Genomic DNA, 21,139 nt, shown 5'->3' on the forward strand with positions numbered 1-21,139 from the left:
CCTTGAGCCTGAAACCGAAACGGACTCCACGGGGTATTGCGAATGAGCGTTCTTCCCGCCGCCGGCCGTGCTGCTGAGTGTGCCGAACTTCAGATCAATCTGAAGGCGATTGCTGACAACTACCAGATCATCAAGAAACGCTACAAAGGGCGGACTTGTGGCGCTGTTGTCAAAGCAGATGCTTATGGCCTTGGCGCACAAACCATTGTGCCTGTTCTCAAAAAGCAGGGTTGCCGTCTTTTCTTTGTCGCGCAGGCAAACGAAGCAGCCGACCTGTTCCCGCTTCTGCGTGGCGGTGGTCGCATTGCTGTTCTGAACGGTGTCCTGCCCGGCGACGAAGAATTCTTTATCGAAAATGATGTCATTCCGGTTCTCAATGACCTTGGTCAGATAGAACGTTGGTCAAATCTTTGCCGTGAACATGAACGTCCCGCACCGGCCTTCATTCATCTTGATACCGGGATGAACCGTTTGGGTCTTGCCCCGCGCGAGATCGGCGAACTGGTGGATCGTTATTCGTCTCTTTTATACGGCTTCGAAAAAGCGGGCTATATGACCCACCCGGTCGCTGCCGACGAGCTTGAAAATCCGGTCACGGCCGAACAGTACGAACTGTTCATGAAATGGTATCGCCGCCTGCCGCCTGCTCCGCGCGGTTTCTGCAATTCCTCGGCGATTTTCCGTAATAACGATTATCACCTCGAATTTTGCCGTCCGGGCTTTGCGCTTTGGGGTGGAAACCCGACCCCCGAAACCACCAACCCGATGCGCCCGGTAGTAAAACTGACCGCAAAGGTACTTCAAGTGCGTCAGATCGGCGCTGGCGAGGCGGTTGGTTATGGCGGCACCTGGCGCGCGGAACGAGCCAGCCGCATTGCGACAGTCGCCGTTGGTTATGCCGATGGATGGCTGCGTTCGCTTTCGAATTCAGGAAAACTGCGCATCAAAGGGCATGAAATCCCGTATGTCGGACGGGTTTCGATGGATGCAATCAGTATTGATATCACCGATCTTCCGGGCAAGCCGTTGCAGCCAGGCGATATGATTCCGTTGATTGATGACAAAATGACGGTTGACGACATCGCAAGTGCTGCGGGTACAATCGGTTATGAAATACTGACTTCTCTTGGACATCGCTATCGGCGGGTCTATACAGAAAGCTGACTTGAAGAAATCGGCCAACAGTCAATGACTGGCCTGCAACAGGGGAAATAATAATTCCAATGCCGATCTTTGCGCCGGTTGGCCGTATGTTCCTTGCCTTTTTGGCTCTCGTTGGTCGCGTAACGGTATTTGCCGGGCGCACCATTGGCCATATGGTAACGCCGCCATTCTATTTCCGACTGATTTTCAAACAGATGCGCGAGATTGGCTATTTCTCGTTGCCGGTCGTCGCCATGACGACCCTGTTTGCCGGGATGGTTCTGGCCCTGCAATCCTATTCAGGCTTTTCACGCTTTTCTGCCGAAAGTGCGGTTGCCACGGTTGTCGTCATTTCGATGACCCGCGAACTGGGCCCGGTTTTGGCCGGCCTGATGGTGGCCGGTCGTGTCGGGGCGGCGATTGCGGCTGAAATCGGTACCATGCGCGTCACCGAACAAATCGACGCATTGGTGACCCTGTCGACCAACCCGTTCAAATATCTGGTGGTCCCACGTGTCATTGCCGGGCTGCTGACCCTGCCCGTGCTGGTCCTGATCGGGGATATCATCGGGGTGCTGGGCGGATATCTTGTCGGGGTGAACAAGCTCGGCTTCAATGACGGTTCCTATATCCGCAATACGTTCCAGTATCTTGAACAGCTTGACGTGATTTCGGGTCTGGTGAAGGCGGCGGTCTTCGGCTTCCTGATCACGCTTATGGGTTGCTATCACGGATATCATTCGCGTGGTGGCGCACAAGGCGTCGGGCAAGCCACAACCAATGCTGTGGTTTCAAGCTCTATCCTGATTCTGATATCGAACTACATCGTCACCGAACTTTTCTTCACACGCTAAGGTCGGGATATGAGCGACACAGCCAAAATCTCGCTTCGTGATGTACACAAGTCCTTTGGCGCCAAAAAGGTGCTCCAGGGGGTCAATCTTGATGTCGGCCCGGGAGAATCCGTTGCCATCATCGGCGGCTCTGGTACCGGTAAGTCCGTTACACTGAAATGCGTTCTGGGTTTGCTGACACCTGAACAAGGATCCATAAAGGTCAACGGTGTTGAAATGGTCGGGGCATCGCGGTCCGCCCGTGAAGACATGCTTGATCATACCGGCATGCTGTTTCAGGGGGCCGCGTTGTTTGACTCCCTGCCTGTTTGGGAAAATGTCGCCTTCGGCCTGATCGAAGGCCGCGGCATGAAACGCAAACAGGCCCGTGACATTGCCATAGCAAGACTTTCCGATGTCGGCCTTGGCCCCGAAGTCGCCAATATGTCCCCGGCATCTCTTTCGGGCGGCATGCAAAAACGTGTCGGTTTGGCACGCGCCATTGCCACCGAACCGGAAATCCTGTTTTTTGATGAACCGACCACTGGCATCGACCCGATCATGGGTGACGTGATCAATGATCTGATCGTCAAATGCACCCGCGAGCTTGGTGCCTGTGCGATGACCATCACCCATGACATGGCAAGCGCGCGCAAAATCGCTGATCGCGTTGCCATGCTGTATCAGGGCAAGATCATCTGGGATGGTCCGGTTTCTGAAATCGACAATGCCGATAACCCCTATTTGCAACAGTTCGTTTCGGGTGATATCGAAGGTCCGCTGGATCTTGATCTGAAGCATCTCTGATCACGATCAGCCCCTTCGCCTGTTTCGTTCCATCCTCATGCGCGGAGCCACCTGTGGCCAAAACCCAAAGTCGTTTCATCTGCCAGAATTGCGGTGCAGAATACCGGAAATGGACCGGACGTTGCGATGCCTGCGGCGAATGGAATTCGATCGAGGAAGAACGCATTGAAGCCAGCCCCAAGGCAACCGGTGGCATCGCGACCGGGTCGAAGGGCAAACAGCTTGATTTCGTCGCCCTTGAAGGTGAAAGTGCAAGCCCGCCCCGCATCATAACCGGCATTGCCGAACTTGATCGTGCGGTTGGTGGCGGCCTTGTTCCTGGCTCTGCCCTTTTGGTTGGCGGCGATCCTGGGATCGGTAAATCAACGATCCTGTTGCAGGCCGTTGGCGTCCTGTCGGCCAGACATAAATGCGCCTATATCTCGGGCGAGGAAGCGGTTGATCAGGTGCGCATGCGTGCCGCCCGTCTTGGACTTGAAAAATCAAAGGTCGATTTTGCCGCCGCAACCAGCCTGCGCGATATCATCGCGACACTGGATCAAAGTTCACATGAAGTCGTGGTCATCGATTCCATTCAGACGATGTATGCCGATACGCTCGACAGTGCCCCGGGTACCGTATCGCAGGTCCGCGCCTGTGCACTTGAACTGATCCGCCTTGCCAAGCGCAAGGGTTTTGCCGTGATCCTTGTCGGTCACGTCACCAAGGAAGGCCAGATTGCCGGTCCCCGTGTTCTGGAACACATGGTCGACACGGTTCTATATTTCGAAGGCGAACGCGGCCATCAGTTCCGCATTCTGCGCGCGGTTAAAAACCGTTTTGGTGCGACCGATGAAATTGGCGTGTTTGAAATGGGCGATGCGGGCCTTGTCGAAGTCCCGAACCCGTCCGCCCTTTTCCTTGCCGACCGCGAAGCCCCGGTATCGGGCACCGCCGTGTTTGCCGGGCTTGAAGGCACCCGCCCGATGCTGGTGGAAATTCAGGCGCTGGTTGCGCAATCAGCACTCGCCACGCCACGTCGGGCGGTTGTCGGCTGGGATTCGGCCCGTATGAACATGATCCTTGCGGTTCTGGATGCGCGCTGTGGCTTGCCGCTTAGCCAATTTGACGTTTACCTGAACGTTGCCGGTGGCATGCGTGTGGGCGAACCCGCCGCCGACCTTGCCGTGGCGGCTGCCCTCATATCTGCCGTCGCAGATGCGCCGGTTCCTGCCGAAACCGTTATTGTCGGCGAAGTCGGCCTTTCGGGCGAAGTCCGCCCTGTCGGTCAAATCGAATCACGCCTTAAAGAAGCCGCCAAACTCGGCTTTGTAAATGCCTATAGCCCGCGAACCGGTGGTAACGGCAAGAAGAAAATCACGATCAAGGGCCTTAACCAGCGTGAAATCGGCCATCTTCAGGATTTGGTAAATCTCTTCGGCGACGATGTTCGTGACAAGGTGCGTCCGCGCGAAGGCATGTATTGATCGTTGCCCGGCTTTTTTGTGCGCGTACTGCGAACTGACTGACCAACAGGATTTACGAAATTATGGACTTTTCCAGCCTGCCCGATCTTGGTGCACGGGACGTATTCGATCTGGTGATAGTAGGCATTGTCCTGATCTCCGGTCTGTTTGCATTTTTCCGCGGCTTTATCCATGAAACCCTGTCGATGATGGGCTGGGTCGGGGCTGGTCTTTGCGCATTGTATGGTTATCCGGTCGCGCGCCCCTATGTGCGTGATCTGATTCCTTCCGAACTGATTGCCGATCTGGCCACCGGGGTTGGGTTGTTTCTGATAAGCTTCCTGATCTTTTCCTTCATCAGCGGGCGTATTGGTCGTGCCGTTCAGAATTCCGGTCTTGATAGCCTCGATAGCACGCTTGGCTTTGTCTTCGGGCTTCTGCGTGGCGGGCTTATCGCCTGTATCGGCTTTCTGGCTCTGTCATGGCTTTTGCCGGCAACCTCGCAGCCAGACTGGGTTCGAGACGCCCGTACCCGCCCGGTTCTGGAAGAAGGTGCGTTTCTGCTGATGCGCGCAATGCCCAATGAAATCTTTGACACAACCGCCGAAGAAATTGCCCGTGCGCAACGTGATGCGGAAATCAACGACCAGACATACCGTCAACTTCTGGGTCCTGAGCCAAAAGGTGCTGGACCCAAGCCCCTAAACGGGTATACAAGGCCCTCGCGCGATGATTTGGATCGTCTGATTGAGGCGACCACCAACGAGTGAGGCGATAGGGTTTCGCATGGGTGCGGTATCCTGCGCCACCGGCGAGAGAGCGGAACCCACTCATGCTGACCACCAATCCATTTGACGACGACAAGCTGCGTGAAGAATGCGGTGTTTTCGGTGTTTTCGGATCGCCCGATGCGGCGGCCCTGACGGCCCTTGGCCTGCATGCGCTTCAGCATCGCGGACAGGAAGCCGCTGGCATCGTTTCCTATGACGGCGAAGATTTCCCTGCGCACCGGGCATCCGGTCAGGTCGGCGATATCTTCGGTTCTGAAGACGTAATCAAAAGCCTGCAAGGCCACCGTGCCATCGGCCATGTGCGCTATTCCACGGCCGGGGGCAAAGGCCTTCGCAACGTGCAGCCACTCTTTGCAGATTTCGAATTCGGCGGTCTGGCGATTGCCCATAACGGGAACCTGACCAACGCACTTGCCGTGCGGGAGCGTCTTGTAAAACGTGGTTCGATCTTCCAGTCGACCTCTGATACCGAAACATTCATTCACCTGATCGCAACCAGCCTGTATGAAAAAATCGTGGATCGCCTGATTGATGCCATTCGTCAGGTCGAAGGCGCATACAGCCTTGTGGTCATGACCCAGAAAAAGCTGATCGGTGTGCGTGACCCGCTGGGTGTACGTCCGCTGGTTCTGGGCAAGCTGAATGACAGCTATATTCTGTCATCGGAAACGGTTGGCCTTGATATCGTTGGCGCGGAATTCATTCGCGACGTCGAACCGGGCGAAATCGTTGAAATCACGGATGACGGCCTCAAATCGATCAAGCCGTTCAAACCGGTCAAATCGCGTTTCTGCATTTTCGAACATGTCTATTTCGCCCGCCCCGACAGCATCGTCGAAGGCACAAGCGTTTATGACGTGCGCAAAAATATCGGTCGCGAACTGGCACTGGAATCCGGTGTTGATGCCGATGTGGTCGTACCGATCCCCGATTCAGGTGTCCCGTCCGCGCTTGGCTATGCCGAGGCAAGTGGCGTCCCGTTCGAACTGGGCATCATCCGCAACCACTATGTCGGTCGTACCTTCATCGAGCCGACCGATCAGATCCGCCACCTTGGCGTAAAGCTGAAACACAACGCCAACCCCGGCAAGCTCAAGGGCAAACGCGTTATTCTGGTCGACGATTCTATTGTTCGCGGCACCACCTCGACCAAGATTGTCGATCTGGTCCGTCAGGCTGGTGCTGCCGAAGTGCATATGCGCATCGCAAGCCCGCCGACCACCAATCCGTGCTTCTATGGTGTTGATACACCGTCGAAGGAAAAACTGATGGCGGCCAATCACGACATCGAAAGCATGGCAAAGATCATTGGTGTCGACAGCCTTGCCTTTGTTACCATTGACGGCCTTTATCGCGCAGCCGGTCTCACGGGACGCGACAATGACAGTCCGGCCTTCTGTGATGCCTGCTTCACCGGTGATTATCCGATCCGTTTGGTCGATCATCAGGCCGAAAACAAGGACCGCAAACTTAGCCAGCTTGTCGAAAGGCAGTCCGCATGAGTGATGCGAAGCGCCTTGAAGGCCGCGTTGCCCTGATTACCGGGGCCTCGCACGGGATCGGTCGCGCGGTTGCAAAACGATTTGCTGCCGAGGGAGCCACTGTCATTGCACTGGGTCGCAATGTCGGTGCGCTTGAAGAACTTGATGACGAAATCCGGGCCGACGGCGGCAAACTTGTTCTGCTGCCGATGGACTTGACCATGTATGAAAAGATCGATGCCATGGGAGCATCGATCTATGAACGCTTTGGCAAACTGGACATCGTCGTTGGCAATGCCGGTCTTCTGGGGGAACTTGCCCCGGTCGGCCATATCGATACACAGGTTTTTGAAAACACTTATGCGACGAATGTCACGGCGAATTTTCGCCTGATCCGCAGTGTCGATAAACTTCTGCGTCTTTCCGATGCCGGTAGAGCGATCTTTGTGACCTCGAATGCCTCGTTCAAGGGACGTGCTTTCTGGGGCCTTTATGCGTCGACCAAGGCCGCGCTGGAAAGTCTGGTGCTGTCCTATGCCCAGGAAGTCGAAGAAACGCCCCTGCGTGTTAATCTGGTCAATCCGGGCCGCATCCGCACAAAGATGCGCGCAGAGGCCTATCCGGGTGAAGACCCGGAAACCCTTCCGACAGCTGAAAGCATCACCGATGTGTTTGTCGATCTGGCCGCAACCGATTGCACAAAACATGCCGAGGCCGTCAACGCATACTAAGCCAAAGTGACCTGAAATGACAAAGGCCGGGCATATGTCCGGCCTTTTTGGTATTTGCGTAATCCGGGGACTTACTATTCAAATGTGACCGACGGACCATTATCGATGATCTCACGAATACGGTCGCTCAGATCATCCTCGGTGAAGCTTTCCTGTGCCTCTCTGTCATGCGCGAAAGCATAGATATCGGCCAGATCCTGACCGTTGAAATCAATCTGATAGCCAAGATCAGCGCGCTGCAAATGCAGCATCTCATCCGCGCCATGCCACATCCGCGCAAAAAAATCGAACGGGTTTAATGACTGATCGATATTGCTGGCATCAAACCCCGGTCCGATATCTCCGCCGACATTATTCACGGCGTGGCAAACAACACAACCACGCTCGGCAAACAGCTTTTTACCTCGCAGGGCATCCATTTCCGGATAAACAATATTAGCAGCGCCGGCGTTGGTGTCATTCTGCGCCCAAACCACACCGAAACCCGAAAATCCTACCGCCAATGCGATTCCAACGGCAAAGGATAGCCCCAAAGGGCGAGTAAAAGAAAAATGCTGGTGCATATAAAGTCCTTAGGTTGCTTGCTTGGCTCCAAACGGTGCAGCGTTGCGACTGTAAAGAAGCCTATGCCACGAGACAAGCGTATCAACGAAACTGCAAACCGTTTTGCACGACCCCATGTGCGAAAAGGAGCACCGACATCTCATCGGCCTTGTCCTGCAACGCGCCCCACTTGTTCACCGCAATAATCAACGCGTGTTTTTTCAATTCAGACGGATGTTTTCGGCGCAGAAATCCAAAAATGCTCGAACACGGGCGGGTAAATGCCCTCGCCCGCCAATATAAACGGCGTTAATATCGACACCGCCGCCGGGATAAAATTCATCCAGTAAAACCTCAAGCCTGCCATCCGCGACTTCCGCATTGATGTGGAACCTTGCGAGCCGCACGATACCGCCCCCTGCAAGGGCCAACTGACGCGCACTTTCGGCATCCGCAACGTCAAACACACCACCCGGGGTTACCGAAACGTCCTGCCCGTTTACCCGAAACGGCCAGTCAGGAAGAACACGCTGAAAATTGTATCCGATCAATGTATGGCTTTGCAGCGCATCCACGGTCGTTGGTCGTCCGTGTTTTTCAAGATATGACGGGGAGGCGGCAATTGCCATCCGGCATTGCCCAAGCTTGCGCGCAATCAGTCCGGATGACTGTAACGGACCACTTCGGATCGCCACATCGGCACGTTCCTCATACAGGTCCATCACCTTGTCGCTGACTGTCACGTCCAGCGTGATATCGGGATACCGTTCCCGAAACAGCGGCACCAACGGTAAAAGACGATGCAACCCGACAGGCACGTTGGCCGTTACGCGCAACCGCCCGCGCGGTGCCATTGCGGTTGCGACTTCCTGTTCTGCCTCATTAATATCCGCAATGATATCAAGTGCGCGTTCATAAAACCGCTGCCCTTCGGATGTCAGATGCAGCTTGCGGGTCGACCGGTTAAACAATCGCGTTCCCAGCCGATCTTCCAACCGACCGACAAGCTTGCTGACGGCGGATGGTGTCATGTTGAAATCACGTGCCGCAGCAGAAAACCCGCCGCGTTCAACAACACGCACGAAGACTTCCATCTCGCCGGATCGGTTGGTTTCAAGTCGCGCCACAGTGAATTCAACTCACAAATCTTCTTCTTAAGATACTACTAGTTGAAAATAAATCCTTTGTCCATATTCCCCCCATGAACCATTTCCAGTGACGGAGAAAACAATGGAATACAGACAATTGGGGAATTCCGGTTTGCGTGTCCCGGCACTCAGCTTTGGTGCAGGTACCTTTGGCGGCCAGGGCCCCCTGTTCGGTGCATGGGGTACAATTGACGCCCGCGAAGCCAGCCGCATGATCGATATCAGCCTGGAAGCAGGCTTGAACATGTTCGACAGTGCCGACGTCTATTCCGACGGTGCGTCCGAACAGGTTCTGGGTGAAGCCATCAAAGGACGCCGCGACAAAATCATACTGTCGACCAAACTGGCCTTGCCGGTTGGCGATGGCCCGAATGACTTTGGCACCTCGCGCCACCGCCTGATCATGGCAACCGATGCCGCCCTGAAACGATTGGGGGCCGATTACATTGATCTGCTGCAACTTCACGCCTTTGACGCCTTCACCCCGGTCGAGGAAGTCCTGTCAACGCTGGATGACCTCGTACGCGCCGGGAAGCTGCGTTATATCGGCGTTTCAAATTTTGCCGGGTGGCAGATCATGAAATCTCTCGCCGTATCTGATCACCTTGGTTACAGCCGCTATGTCGCCCATCAGGTTTACTATTCACTGGTCGGGCGCGATTACGAATGGGACCTGATGCCGCTGGCGCAGGATCAGGGACTTGGCGCACTGGTCTGGAGCCCCTTGGGCTGGGGCCGGTTGACCGGTAAAATCCGCCGCGGCACGCCGATCCCTGATGGCAGCCGCCTGCATCAAACCGCACAATTCGGCCCGCCGGTTGATGAAGACCATCTCTATGACATTGTCGATGTGCTTGATGAACTAAGTGCCGAAACCGGCAAAACCGTCCCACAGATTGCCATCAACTGGCTGCTGCACCGCCCTACGGTGGCATCTGTGATTATCGGGGCACGCAATGAACAGCAATTGCGCGACAATCTGGGTGCGGTTGGCTGGTCCCTTTCCAGCGAACAAATCGCCCGCCTTGATGCCGTCAGCAAAAGGCAACCACCCTACCCGCATTACCCTAATTACATCCAGGAAGGCTTCGCCCGACTAAACCCGCCATTATTTGCATAAGGATTACAAATACCTGCAACAGGGCCGATCACCCGGTATTGATCACGACGGATTGATCGGCCCTGTCTTGTCTTTGCCAACATCAACGGTTAGTCGGAACATCCGGTTTGATCATGCCACGGATGCCCGATGCGATTTTTGCGCTGCCTTCTCGTTTCTGCAATCTTTACAATCTCGGCATCTGCCATCGGGGGGACTGAAGCGTCGCCACTGACTCTGATTGGCGAAAGCAGCCAGTTTGTCGAACTTGATCCCCAACGGATTGCGCGCAACACCCGCTTTTATGACCGGCGAAATCAGCAGACCAGTATCACGACCTATCGCGGCAAGGTGGTACTGGTAAATTTCTGGGCCAGCTGGTGCCTGCCCTGTATGGCTGAAATGCCGTCGCTTGATCAGTTGGCCTATGACCATTCCAATGATGAACTTGTCATCATTCCGGTCTCGATAGATGAAGACGGGTTGTTGGCGGCCATTCCCTTTTACCGCCGTTTGGGCCTTGAAAATCTTGATCTTTTCGTCGATCCGAACGGCGAAACCGCTTATAGCAACCGTGACAATCCAAAGAATGCCGAGTTTGCCCTTTATGGCCTGCCGATCACATACGCCCTTGATCGTGATGGCCGTATTCTTGGCTATATAACCGGGTTGATCGACTGGCAGTCAGACGATGCTGCCGATTTCATTGACCGTCTTTTAGAGCCTGCCAAATAAAAACGGAGGCATTCCTGCCCCCGTTGATGCTTCTGCACTCAGGCCCTATCGTTTTTTCTTCTTGTTGCCATAGGGGTTGTCACTGCTACGCAAATAAATGCGGATCGGAACACCCGGCATGTCGAAATCCTCGCGCAGACCATTAATCAGGTAGCGCGTATAGCTTTCGGGCAGCTCGGCGGCCTTGGAGCAGTTGATAAAGAAGCTTGGTGGACGCGATTTCGCCTGGGTCATATACCGCAGACGGATACGACGGCCGGAAATAACCGGTGGCAGATGGCGCTCGGTAATGGCTTCAAGCCAGCGGTTCAGCTGCGAGGTCGGAATACGGCGGCTCCAGATATCATAGATATCAAGGACTGTCGGCATCAAGGTATCTGTCCCGCGACCGGTAAGGGCCGAGAATGTCAGGATCGGAATACCCTTGGCCTGCGCAAAGGACGTATCAAGCTTGTCGCGCAAAGCCGACATCACACCGGATTTGTCTTTGACCGCATCCCACTTGTTCACCGCAATGATAAGCGCACGACCTTCTTCCAGGACCATACGCGCAATCGTCAGGTCCTGTTTATCAAGCGTATTGGTCGCATCGAGCATAATGACAACCACCTGCGCATAGCGGATCACGCGCAAGGTATCGGTCACAGACAGCTTTTCAACCCGATCATCAATCTTCTTCTTGCGGCGCATTCCGGCGGTATCGACCAGACGGATCGGACGGCCTTCATAGGACCAGTCAACGGCAATCGAGTCACGGGTCAAACCAGCCTGCGGACCAGTCATTACCCGGTTTTCACCCAAAAGCTGGTTCAGAAGGGTTGATTTACCCACATTTGGACGGCCGACAATCGCAAGCTGGATTTTCGAATTGTCCTTGCGAACAACTTCTTCCTCGCCTTCATCGTCTTCGTCATATTCGATTTCAAAGGACGGGAAAGAGCCATCGTCCTCGTCCATCTCGTCATCTTCGAAATCGTCATCGATGGCAGCAATATCGCCTTCCTTGCGCGCTTTGCGCTGCTTATCGCGATATTCTTCCCAATGGGGGCGCATGATATCTATCAGCAATTCCATGCCAAGGCCATGCTCGGCTGAAATCGGCGCAACATCGCCAAGACCAAGGCCATAAGCCTCGTACAGACCTGCATCCTGATCCCTGCCCTCGTGCTTGTTGGCAATCACATAAACCGGCTTCTTGCGTTTGCGCAGCCAATCGGCAAAGTGATTGTCAAGCGGGGTCAGGCCCGCACGCGCATCGATCAGGAAAAACGCAATATCACATTCTTCAAAGGCCATTTCGCTTTGCTGGCGCATTTTGCCTTCGATTGAATCGTCAAATGCCTCTTCCAGACCGGCGGTATCGATAATATCGAAACCCATATGGCCAAGACGCGCCCTGCCATAACGGCGATCACGTGTGACGCCCGGCTGGTCATCAACCAGCGCCAGCTTCTTGCCGACCAGACGGTTAAACAAGGTCGACTTCCCGACATTGGGGCGACCGATAATGGCTACTTTCAGCGACATCTGACTTTCAGACTCATTGTTATAAAACGGCGATGTGCGCCGAGGGGCAGTTTACCCCGTTCCGGCGCACGCGCATATCAGGCAAAAGATCGGATCTTTCGCAAAAACTGTGTTCTACCTGTTAGCGATACGCGATTAGATCGGCATCCGCAGTCAGGAAGTAAAGACTGTCACCCGCAACAGACGGCGGCAAGGTGATCGGGCCGGAAACTTCATCCTTGCCAATGATCTCGCCACTATACGGGGAAACAGTCATGATTTCGCCCTGCTCGTTTCCAACGATCAACCGGTCACCAACCAGGACCGGACCGGTCCATACCATCGGGCCTTCCTGATCTTCGGGATCGACAAAACGCGGCAAAGCAGTCACCCATTTAACCTGTCCGGTGTCTCGACGCAAGGCTATCAGGTCATTTGTGTTGGTAAGGATGAAAACATAATCGCCCGCAACCCACGGCGACTGGATGCCTCCGGCTTCCAGTTCCCAGACGCGGTACCCGGTGCGAAGGTCAATCGCAACCGTCAAACCGGCATTACTGGTGGCGATCACCAGATTATTGTCAATCACCGGAAGACCGCGAATATCGGCAATCGCCGAAACCGCATCGGTGCGCCCCGCCGATGCCAGCGCATCGGACCAGATCACCTGACCGTTTTCAACACGAAGCGCGTACATTTCACCGGTCGTGTAAGCCGAAATAACAACCCCTTGATCAACCGCCGGGCTTGCACCACCGATAAAGGAAGCACCTTCAGATGCGCCGCGATGGCTCCAAAGTGTCTCGCCGGTCATAGCGTTCAGTGCGACAGTCTGGTTATCAACCGTCACAACGAACACGCGCCCGCCACGAACCGTCGGCGCGCCGCGCATCGGGGCGGTTACCTGTGAGCGCCACATCACGGTTGCACTGGGAGCATCAATCGCGATTACCTCGGCAAAGCCGGTCGTCGCGTACAAAATACCGTTTTCATAGGCAAGACCGCCCCCCAGAAGCGTGCTGTCTTCGTCCTCGTCCTTCGCCAGTTCAAGCGACCAGATACGCTTGCCCGATTTGGCACTGAACGCACGAACGACGGCGTCGGCATCAATTGTAAACACCACACCCCGCGCTACAATCGCCTGATTGAGCAGAAGATTGTCATCCATCGATCCTTCGCCGATACCAACAGACCAATCCTGACGCAGCACATCGTTGTCCAGACCGACATGATGCAGGGCATGACTTGGCAGACCACCGTTCTGCGGCCAGTCTTCCATTGGCTCCGGTTCCGGCAGGATCACGCGTTGATCGCTCAATTCGGCATCCGGCTGAACCGTGCTTTCAAGTGATAGAACCGCAAGGCGTTCACCGGGAAGCGGCGGATCTTCGGATTCTCCAAGCCAGCTTGAGCATGCCGAAACGGCAACCGACATGCCCATGACGCACAAAAGGGATTTAATGTTGCGTGGTCTCAAAACCATATCCTCTGATCCAGTCCCTGTGAACAGGTTGCCTGTGCCATTCCCGCCAATCAGGCGCCAACGGCTTTCAGAATTTCACTTGCGCGGGCGCGCATACCTGACGGTGCTTCGCTGTCATCGGCAATCTCGGTCAGCAGCGGCTTTGCTGCCTCTACCTCGCCTGCTGCGATATGAAGCATCGCGATCATTTCACGTGCCGAGTAGTACCAGGGATTTTCAGGCACAGCGATCGGTTCCAAACGCGAAACCAAATCCTTGGCATTTGATGCGTCGGCGTTGTTCATCGCAATCTGAACCACGGCAAGATCGCGATAGATCTTTTCGACGTCGCTGTTACCCGCAATTGCCTCAAGCTCGGCGACCGCGGAATCTTTCGCCCCGGCGCGAAGATAAATTGCCGCCTTCTGGAAATGACCAAGGGCGACAAAACCGGCATCGCCATCGGCAATGATCGCATCAAGCGCACCCAGTGCCGCATCCTGCTTTTCTTCACCAGCCTGTGCCAGTTCAATGGCATTTGCCATGCGCGTGCCGTTTTCGATGCGCGAATTTTCCTCGTAGCTTTTCCAGCCTTCACGTCCGGCAACACCCAGCACGATCACGGCCGCCACACCCACGATGTATTTGCCGTATTTGCGCCACAGCGCTTCATTGCGCTCGCGCTTGAGGTCTTCTTCGACTTCCTGGAAAATATCAACCACGAAAACCGCTCCAATCCGATCAAAAGAAAGCGGGCAACCTGCCCGCTTGTCAGAATTAATTCCGGCAAGGATTTAACGCGCCAGTACGCAAGGGGTCAAGTCCGCTGCACATCAGGAGCCGCCAATATCGCAATTAAATCCCGCAATGCTGTATTTCACGCGCAAAACTGCCACCCATCACGTTGTTTTTGATCCAGTGAACAACCATCAAAGGAAAGAATTGCCGCCTGCGATGCAGGACCAGACCTTAACCCGAACGAAAATCTGCCGCCAAAATCATAATCTGCCGTCCGGTTAATTGCCAAACCCGGCTGAAATGTGGCCAATCCGTCCCAACATCAAAAACAGTATCTGCTTCACCCAAAACGGCACATGGATTGCATTTGTAAATTCGGGAAACGGAATTTTAATCGCTACCGGGCAAATACTGACCGGTCGATGCACGGAGATCAGGATGAAAAGCTTGCACAAGGCCCAAAGCCGACAAGAGGCGAAACGAATAATCCGTCAGCGCGTTCTGGCTGGATTATTCGCAACGCTGCTTGGTGCCGGGGTCTCAGGCTGCGATACCACCGCATCCGACATTGCAGGTACACACATCTTCACCGGTGTTGAATGGTATATCGCGCTCGACGTTGTCAGCATCATCAACACCGACAAAACCCTGATTGACCACGTCGTTTCCCTTTCGACTGGCCGCGATTGTTCGACCATCCGCAAGATCGATGGCAAATCATACTGCAAAAAGGACCCGGTCCCGGAACCGCCACTTTATTGCTATCGCACCTTGGCCGCCGTCAGCTGCTATCGCACACCCGATCCTTATAACACCGGTGCACAAACCGTTGACTGGCCGCCAACACGCTCACGCAGCCTGTAATCGCCTCAACCAACTGAAATCCCACATATATTTGTAAAAATTTTCATATCCCGGCCCTTTCAAACTTGAGGCTGCGGATAAACCGCGCTACCGTGTCATCAGAGCGTCATAAACGCTCTATCCCGGCCTTTTGAAATTACGTCCGGAGAAAGACATGGGTACATTGTTCAATCTGGCTCAGTACCGCAAAGCCAAAAGCGTTGTGCATTTCGACCGGACTGAATTGATGCAGCTCATGAACACCTATTCCAGACAAGTCGCAAGTGGCGCATGGCGCGACTATGCCATTGATCATCTTGATGGCATGGCCATGTTCTCCATCTTCCGTTCCTCACACGAAACAGCCATCTTCACCGTCATCAAACTTGGTGCGGATCACAAGAATGCCGGGCATTTCGTAGCACTTCACAGCGGTGAAAAAATTAAACAAAGCTCGGAAATCCAGAACGTTCTTGATGCCGTTGAAAAACGTGCACGCAAAGTCGTCCCGCTGTTCAAATCCCGTTAAAGATCGGTTTCGCCTTTTGCTCCTTTCCATACTTGCTTTCTTCTCGCCCAATCGCGGCAATCGCACCATCCTGTGTGGTTTTCTTGTTCTGGCGGCATATACGTTTCATGCCCCACCGGCACAGGCCGACTACACCAGTGGTTATAAGGCCTATCAGGCGGGGAATTATGAGATGGCCCGCGCACAGTGGCGCGTTGCCGCACAGGAAGACGATCCACGTGCGCAATATGCGCTTGGCCTGCTTTACTATCGCGGTCTTGCCGGACCACAGGACTACCGACAGGCGGCAGATTGGTTTGCCCTTGCAGCACGCTCTAATCATGCAAATGCAATCTATTATCTTGGGCTGATGTATTTCAATGGCTGGGGGCTGCGCTATGACCAGTTCCGCGCCACAGAATTCTTGAAACGTGCTCTTCGTGCCAACGGGAACAATACCGATGCCGCCTTTCTGATTGGCGAACAGTATTTTCACGGTCGTGGAGCGGAACAAAACTATGTTGAAGCCGCCCATTATTACAGGATCGCCGCCGAAAAAGGCATGCATGCCGCCCAATTCATGCTCGGCGCGATGCTGGAACGCGGCTGGGGTATAGAACAGGATTATGCAGATGCCTATTACTGGCTACGCCGTTCAGCCCTTGGCCCACGCCCCCTGCCACCCGGTGTCGAACTTGAAATGGACCCGGCAACGGCAATTACCAATCTTGAACCAAAGCTGCGCCTTGAAGAAATCAGACGTGTTGACAAACGGCTACAGGAATTGGTTGTTCCCTGAACCAGAATACAAAAGGCCACCCGAAGGCGGCCTTTTGCATGATATTCGTTCCGTGACCAGGATCAGGAAAATGCTTCGTCCCAAGTACCGCGCGTTGCGGCTTTTGAATATTCCGTCGCGCGGTTTTCAAAGAAGTTGGTGTGCTCGACCGCATTCAGCATCGCATCCATCCAAGGCAACGGGTTCTGTTCAATCCCGTATTGCTCCTCAAGACCAAGCTGGCTAAGGCGACGATCAGCGATATAGCGGATGTATTTCTTGATATCTTCCGCTGTCAGTCCCTGCACCGCACCGGCTTCGAACGACAGATCGATAAACGCATCTTCGTGACTGACGATGGTTTTGCAGGCCTCGATCAGGTCGCTGCGCATTTCGTCATCCCAGATTTCCGGGTTCTCTTTGCAGAATGTCCGAAACAGGCGGATGATGCTTTCGCAATGCAGACTTTCATCGCGCACAGACCATGTGACGATCTGCCCCATGCCCTTCATCTTGTTAAAGCGAGGGAAATTCATCAGCATCGCAAATGAGGCAAACAGCTGCAAACCTTCGGTAAAGGCGCCAAACACCGCAAGCGTCTTCGCGATGTTCCGCTTGCCCTGTGTGGTTAAACGCAGGTCGCCATGCTCGTCGGTATACTCGTCTTCCGGACCAATGCCCCAGATTTGCATATAGTCGTATTTGTCCTTCATTTCCTTGTACTGGAAGAAGGCCTCATACTCGGCTTCGGGCATGCCAATGGTATCAAGAAGGTGCGAATAGGCGGCTACATGGATGGTTTCCATGTTGGAAAATGCCGCCAGCATCATCTGGACTTCGGTTGGTTTGAATACGCGCGTATAATGGCGCATATAGCAGTTATTGACCTCGATATCCGACTGAGTGAAAAAGCGGAAAATCTGCGTGAGCAGGTTGCGCTCGGCATCGGAAATCGTGTGGTTCCAATCCTTGACGTCATCGGCCAGCGGCACTTCTTCGGGCAGCCAGTGAATTTGCTGCTGGGTCAACCACGCCTCATAGGCCCACGGATAACGGAACGGCTTGTAGACCGGGTTTTCCGTCAGAAGATCAATTACTTTATCGTCAGACATATCGTCACTTCTCGCAAAATTTCTGTGTACTCAAGCCGCCTTACTGGCAGGCGAGACATTCATCATAGTCAGGTTCGCTGGCTGCCTGTGCGGCGGCGGCCGCAACCAGTGCCGGGATTTCAAACGAGCTTTCCGGGCTTGGCATATCGGCATCATTCGACTTCGCACGCCCCGGAATGTTCGCAACCACCTCGGCCCGCTGGATCGATTTCGACCGGCAGTAATAAAGGCTTTTGACCCCCTTTTTCCATGCCTGAAAATGGATCTGATGCAGGTCGCGTTTATGAACATTCGACGCCAGGAAGATGTTCAGTGACTGTGCCTGATCAATCATCGGCGTGCGATCACCGGCAAGTTCGATCAGCCAGCGCTGATCCAGCTCGAACGCAGTCTTGAAGATGTCCTTTTCCAGATCAGACAGGAAATCAAGATGCTGAACCGACCCTTCATGCACCGTGATGGATGTCCAGACATCCTCAGTATTACGACCTTTTTCTTCCAGAACCTCGGCAAGATACTTGTTACGCACGTTAAACGAGCCCGAAAGCGTCTTGTGGGTGTAGGAGTTCGCCGCCATCGGCTCGATTCCCGGCGAAGCACCGCCGCAAATGATCGAAATCGATGCGGTCGGCGCAATCGCGGTTTTGTTCGAGAAACGGGTTTTGATGCCGTATTCGGCCGCATCCGGGCACGAACCGCGTTCTTCCGCCAACTTCTCGGACGCAGCATCGGCATGCTTTTTCAAGTGATCAAAAATCTGCTTGTTCCAGACTTTGCTCATTACCCCTTCAAGCGGCACTTTCTGCGCCTGAAGGAAGGAATGGAAGCCCATCACGCCAAGACCAACCGAACGTTCACGCATCGCGGAATATTTCGCACGCGCCATGGTATCGGGCGCATGATCGATAAAGTCCTGAAGCACGTTATCAAGGAAACGCAGAATATCTTCGATGAACTGCGTGTCATCCTTCCAGGTCAGATAATGTTCAAGGTTCAGCGACGACAGGCAGCAAACAGCAGTACGATCCCCGCCCAGATGATCCTTGCCGGTCGGCAACGTGATTTCCGAACACAGGTTCGACGTCTTGACACTAAGCCCGGCCAGCTTGTGGTGTTCCGGCACCGCACGGTTCACGGTGTCGATGAACAGCATATAGGGCTCGCCTGTTTCAACGCGCGATGTCAGCAAACGTATCCACAATGAACGCGCGCTGATTTTGCGGACAACATGCCCGTCTTTTGGGGATGTCAGCGCCCATTCTTCATCATTTTCGACCGCACGCATGAAGGCATCCGAAATCGCAACGCCCTGATGCAGGTTCGGCGTCTTGCGGTTCGGGTCACCACCGGTCGGGCGGCGCATCTCGGAAAACTCTTCGATCTCTGGATGGCTGACCGGCATATAAACCGCGGCCGATCCGCGGCGCAACGATCCCTGACTGATCGCCAGTGTCAAGCTGTCCATCACGCGAATGAACGGCACTACCCCGGACGTCTTGCCATTCTTGCCGACCTTTTCCCCAATCGAACGCAGATTGCCCCAGTATGAACCGATTCCGCCGCCACGTGCCGCAAGCCAGACATTCTCTGTCCAGATATCGACAATACCGCCAAGATTATCGTCTGCCTCGTTCAGGAAGCAGGAAATCGGCAAGCCTCGCGTGGTCCCGCCATTCGACAGGATCGGAGTGGCGGGCATGAACCAGAGCTTGGAAATATAATCATAAAGACGCTGCGCATGCGCTTCGTTGTCACCATAGTAGCTGGCAACGCGCGCAAACAGATCCTGATAGCTTTCGCCCGGCATCAGATAACGGTCATTCAAAACCGCCTTGCCAAAGTCAGTCAGCAATGCATCGCGCGAACGATCAACAATAACGCGCGCACCTTTTTCGTGCTGCACCACATCCAGCATCTTCATGCTTGTAGTCCCCTTACCTGAACGGTCGCACGTTGGCGGCGATCCGCTTCCTGTTTGTTATCTTCATCAAACGGCGTTTGCCTGATCCGGCCCCGGTTGACGGCCTGCCAGATCATGAAAAATAGCCGTTTCCAATGCCCGTTTGAAAATGGTTATGCCTGCTCAAAGCCCGATTGAAAACACAATATGTAGTGTGAATGGATAAAAAACCGTCAATCAATTGTATCAGTTCCGTTACAATCCCGGATATCCAATGATTCGCGGCAAAGGCATTTTTTACTCCCCCTGCGGTCAAGCAAAAGATCAGCAAAATTTTTGCGAACAGCTTGATCCCAAAGGTTGAGTTTGGGGTGATCAGCATCCTACAAATTCGCAAAACGCCAGTTGCGATTCCCGATTTGAATTGTCCCAAACAAAAAGCGCCCGGACAAACCGGACGCTTTTTACAGATATTCGAAACGTGCTTAGGGCAGTTTATAGGCCACCACGTAATCACCGGCCTTGGTTCCGATGGAACCGTGCCCACCAGCAACGATCAGCACATATTGTGTGCCGTCATCGGTGGTGTAGGTCATCGGCGTTGACTGCCCGCCAGCAGGCAGCCGCGCCTCCCAAAGCTGTTTGCCCGTGGTGACGTCATAGGCACGGAAGTAGTTATCAACCGCCGCACCAAGGAACGCCACACCACCCTTGGTGATGATCGGACCACCGATACCTGGCACACCAAGCTCGAACGGTAATGGCAAGGGTGTCATGTCCTCAACCGTACCGTTTTTATGCTTGTAAACAACCTCGCCAGTGCGAAGGTCCGCCCCCGCGACATAGCCCCATGGCGGAGCTTGGCAAGGAACGCCAACTGGTGACAGGAATGGCCCCATACTGACTGCATAAGGCGCGCCTTCATTGCGGTTGATCCCCATCTCGCTGGCTTTTTCCGTACCGCGCGGCGGCACTTCGTCGCGTGGGATCAATTGCGATGTGAAAGCAAGATATGTCGGCATGCCGAACATGATCTGTTTTTCGGGATCAATCGCCACACTGCCCCAATTGAATGTGCCGAAATTACCGGGATAAACCAGCGTCCCTTCCAAAGAAGGCGGGGTATAACGGCCTTCATATTTCAACTGATGGAACTGAATGCGACATGCCAGCTGATCAAACAGTGTAATGCCCCACATATCCTTTTCCGTCAGCGGTTCGGGCATGAAGGTCAGGTCCGATACCGGCTGTGTCGGCGCTGTGAAATCTTCCGGGATGGCACCGCCAGGTGCGGGAACTTCCCTAACCGGAATGATCGGTTCGCCCGTTCGACGATCAAGGACATAGATATCACCCTGCTTGGTCGGTCCGACAAGTGCCGGGACATTTTCACCATCGGATGTGGTGATATCGAGCAACGTTATATGACATTACTAACATTGTTCACATACACAAACTTCCTTGCTAACATGGCTGTTTAGCTGCCACTGTGCCTACAGACCTTACCTGCACCGCCAGCATGCTGGCGGTGCAGGT

Annotated in this window: 20 protein-coding genes; 12 read left to right on the plus strand and 8 right to left on the minus strand. The window is 54.3% G+C overall.

What is annotated here, in order from left to right; translation table 11 throughout:
- The first annotated feature begins 42 nt into the window (after positions 1–42).
- From alr to P8T57_RS02195, 7 genes are all read left to right on the plus strand, one after another.
- Positions 43–1,164 carry an alanine racemase gene (alr, locus tag P8T57_RS02165; protein ID WP_071241144.1) on the plus strand — a complete coding sequence of 374 codons (1,122 nt, stop codon included), beginning with the start codon at positions 43–45 and terminating at the stop codon, positions 1,162–1,164.
- Positions 1,165–1,223: 59 nt separating this feature from the next.
- A complete protein-coding gene (locus P8T57_RS02170; protein ID WP_085644512.1) occupies positions 1,224–1,997 on the plus strand; it encodes an ABC transporter permease in 774 nt (257 codons plus the stop codon).
- 9 nt (positions 1,998–2,006) lie between these two features.
- Entirely contained in the window at positions 2,007–2,783 is a 777-nt protein-coding gene (locus P8T57_RS02175; protein ID WP_341364452.1) for an ATP-binding cassette domain-containing protein, read from the plus strand.
- Positions 2,784–2,836: 53 nt separating this feature from the next.
- Positions 2,837–4,249 (plus strand): DNA repair protein RadA, encoded by a 1,413-nt coding sequence (gene radA, locus P8T57_RS02180; RefSeq protein WP_007090362.1) that lies wholly within the window; start codon positions 2,837–2,839, stop codon positions 4,247–4,249.
- A 62-nt stretch (positions 4,250–4,311) separates the two neighbouring features.
- Positions 4,312–4,998, plus strand: coding sequence for a CvpA family protein (locus P8T57_RS02185; protein ID WP_007090363.1), 687 nt, complete (start codon positions 4,312–4,314; stop codon positions 4,996–4,998).
- Positions 4,999–5,060: 62 nt separating this feature from the next.
- On the plus strand, positions 5,061–6,521 hold the full coding sequence (gene purF, locus P8T57_RS02190) for an amidophosphoribosyltransferase (RefSeq protein ID WP_007090364.1): 1,461 nt from the start codon (positions 5,061–5,063) through the stop codon (positions 6,519–6,521).
- Positions 6,518–7,231, plus strand: coding sequence for an SDR family NAD(P)-dependent oxidoreductase (locus P8T57_RS02195; RefSeq protein WP_007090365.1), 714 nt, complete (start codon positions 6,518–6,520; stop codon positions 7,229–7,231). The genes purF and P8T57_RS02195 overlap by 4 nt, the downstream gene beginning before the upstream one ends.
- 74 nt (positions 7,232–7,305) lie before the next feature.
- On the opposite strand, the gene P8T57_RS02200 is transcribed toward P8T57_RS02195, so the two are convergent.
- Together P8T57_RS02200 and P8T57_RS02205 are read right to left on the minus strand one after the other, a co-directional pair.
- Positions 7,306–7,734: a c-type cytochrome gene (locus P8T57_RS02200; protein ID WP_233421766.1), complete on the minus strand. Its 429-nt coding sequence runs from the start codon at positions 7,732–7,734 to the stop codon at positions 7,306–7,308.
- Between the two features lie 261 nt (positions 7,735–7,995).
- Positions 7,996–8,901 carry a LysR family transcriptional regulator gene (locus P8T57_RS02205; RefSeq protein WP_007090367.1) on the minus strand — a complete coding sequence of 302 codons (906 nt, stop codon included), beginning with the start codon at positions 8,899–8,901 and terminating at the stop codon, positions 7,996–7,998.
- Between the two features lie 103 nt (positions 8,902–9,004).
- Between P8T57_RS02205 and P8T57_RS02210 the strand changes: the two genes are divergently transcribed.
- The gene (locus P8T57_RS02210) at positions 9,005–10,042 is read left to right on the plus strand and encodes an aldo/keto reductase (RefSeq protein WP_341364453.1); all 1,038 of its coding nucleotides are present in this window, start codon (positions 9,005–9,007) and stop codon (positions 10,040–10,042) included.
- Between the two features lie 129 nt (positions 10,043–10,171).
- A complete protein-coding gene (locus P8T57_RS02215) occupies positions 10,172–10,756 on the plus strand; it encodes a TlpA disulfide reductase family protein (RefSeq protein ID WP_341364454.1) in 585 nt (194 codons plus the stop codon).
- A gap of 45 nt (positions 10,757–10,801) precedes the next feature.
- Here the strand turns inward: P8T57_RS02215 and der are convergent, their stop codons facing one another.
- The 3 genes from der to P8T57_RS02230 all read right to left on the minus strand — a co-directional run bounded on the left by der (position 10,802) and on the right by P8T57_RS02230 (position 14,446).
- Complete coding sequence (gene der, locus P8T57_RS02220) at positions 10,802–12,283, minus strand: ribosome biogenesis GTPase Der (RefSeq protein ID WP_007090370.1); 1,482 nt, start codon at positions 12,281–12,283, stop codon at positions 10,802–10,804.
- Between the two features lie 121 nt (positions 12,284–12,404).
- Positions 12,405–13,745: a PQQ-like beta-propeller repeat protein gene (locus tag P8T57_RS02225; RefSeq protein ID WP_065702023.1), complete on the minus strand. Its 1,341-nt coding sequence runs from the start codon at positions 13,743–13,745 to the stop codon at positions 12,405–12,407.
- A gap of 50 nt (positions 13,746–13,795) precedes the next feature.
- Positions 13,796–14,446, minus strand: coding sequence for a tetratricopeptide repeat protein (locus P8T57_RS02230; RefSeq protein WP_007090372.1), 651 nt, complete (start codon positions 14,444–14,446; stop codon positions 13,796–13,798).
- 454 nt (positions 14,447–14,900) lie between these two features.
- Between P8T57_RS02230 and P8T57_RS02235 the strand changes: the two genes are divergently transcribed.
- The 3 genes from P8T57_RS02235 to P8T57_RS02245 all read left to right on the plus strand — a co-directional run bounded on the left by P8T57_RS02235 (position 14,901) and on the right by P8T57_RS02245 (position 16,612).
- Positions 14,901–15,326, plus strand: a complete 426-nt coding sequence (locus P8T57_RS02235; protein WP_063095613.1) for a hypothetical protein — start codon at positions 14,901–14,903, stop codon at positions 15,324–15,326.
- 154 nt (positions 15,327–15,480) lie between these two features.
- Positions 15,481–15,834, plus strand: coding sequence for a DUF2794 domain-containing protein (locus P8T57_RS02240; RefSeq protein WP_063095611.1), 354 nt, complete (start codon positions 15,481–15,483; stop codon positions 15,832–15,834).
- 16 nt (positions 15,835–15,850) lie between these two features.
- Positions 15,851–16,612, plus strand: a complete 762-nt coding sequence (locus P8T57_RS02245) for a tetratricopeptide repeat protein (RefSeq protein ID WP_341364455.1) — start codon at positions 15,851–15,853, stop codon at positions 16,610–16,612.
- Between the two features lie 62 nt (positions 16,613–16,674).
- Here P8T57_RS02245 and P8T57_RS02250 read toward each other — a convergent pair whose 3' ends face one another.
- From P8T57_RS02250 to P8T57_RS02260, 3 genes are all read right to left on the minus strand, one after another.
- On the minus strand, positions 16,675–17,703 hold the full coding sequence (locus tag P8T57_RS02250) for a ribonucleotide-diphosphate reductase subunit beta (protein WP_007090376.1): 1,029 nt from the start codon (positions 17,701–17,703) through the stop codon (positions 16,675–16,677).
- 40 nt (positions 17,704–17,743) lie between these two features.
- Complete coding sequence (locus tag P8T57_RS02255; RefSeq protein ID WP_341365357.1) at positions 17,744–19,618, minus strand: ribonucleoside-diphosphate reductase subunit alpha; 1,875 nt, start codon at positions 19,616–19,618, stop codon at positions 17,744–17,746.
- 470 nt (positions 19,619–20,088) lie between these two features.
- A complete protein-coding gene (locus tag P8T57_RS02260; RefSeq protein ID WP_341364456.1) occupies positions 20,089–21,021 on the minus strand; it encodes a hypothetical protein in 933 nt (310 codons plus the stop codon).
- Between the last annotated feature and the right edge of the window lie 118 nt (positions 21,022–21,139).

Origin of the sequence: Thalassospira sp. SN3W, from assembly GCF_038070535.1 — a bacterium.
GTDB classification, from domain to species: Bacteria; Pseudomonadota; Alphaproteobacteria; order Rhodospirillales; family Thalassospiraceae; genus Thalassospira; species Thalassospira xiamenensis.

Bases quoted from the DNA above. Each gene is read 5' to 3' on its own strand.
- alr (WP_071241144.1), top strand. From the start codon at position 43: ATGAGCGTTCTTCCCGCCGCCGGCCGTGCTGCTGAGTGTGCCGAACTT.
- P8T57_RS02170 (WP_085644512.1), top strand. From the start codon at position 1,224: ATGCCGATCTTTGCGCCGGTTGGCCGTATGTTCCTTGCCTTTTTGGCT.
- P8T57_RS02175 (WP_341364452.1), top strand. From the start codon at position 2,007: ATGAGCGACACAGCCAAAATCTCGCTTCGTGATGTACACAAGTCCTTT.
- P8T57_RS02185 (WP_007090363.1), top strand. From the start codon at position 4,312: ATGGACTTTTCCAGCCTGCCCGATCTTGGTGCACGGGACGTATTCGAT.
- purF (WP_007090364.1), top strand. From the start codon at position 5,061: ATGCTGACCACCAATCCATTTGACGACGACAAGCTGCGTGAAGAATGC.
- P8T57_RS02195 (WP_007090365.1), top strand. From the start codon at position 6,518: ATGAGTGATGCGAAGCGCCTTGAAGGCCGCGTTGCCCTGATTACCGGG.
- P8T57_RS02210 (WP_341364453.1), top strand. From the start codon at position 9,005: ATGGAATACAGACAATTGGGGAATTCCGGTTTGCGTGTCCCGGCACTC.
- P8T57_RS02215 (WP_341364454.1), top strand. From the start codon at position 10,172: ATGCGATTTTTGCGCTGCCTTCTCGTTTCTGCAATCTTTACAATCTCG.
- der (WP_007090370.1), bottom strand. From the start codon at position 12,283: ATGTCGCTGAAAGTAGCCATTATCGGTCGCCCCAATGTCGGGAAGTCG.
- P8T57_RS02225 (WP_065702023.1), bottom strand. From the start codon at position 13,745: ATGGTTTTGAGACCACGCAACATTAAATCCCTTTTGTGCGTCATGGGC.
- P8T57_RS02235 (WP_063095613.1), top strand. From the start codon at position 14,901: ATGAAAAGCTTGCACAAGGCCCAAAGCCGACAAGAGGCGAAACGAATA.
- P8T57_RS02240 (WP_063095611.1), top strand. From the start codon at position 15,481: ATGGGTACATTGTTCAATCTGGCTCAGTACCGCAAAGCCAAAAGCGTT.
- P8T57_RS02250 (WP_007090376.1), bottom strand. From the start codon at position 17,703: ATGTCTGACGATAAAGTAATTGATCTTCTGACGGAAAACCCGGTCTAC.
- P8T57_RS02255 (WP_341365357.1), bottom strand. From the start codon at position 19,618: ATGCTGGATGTGGTGCAGCACGAAAAAGGTGCGCGCGTTATTGTTGAT.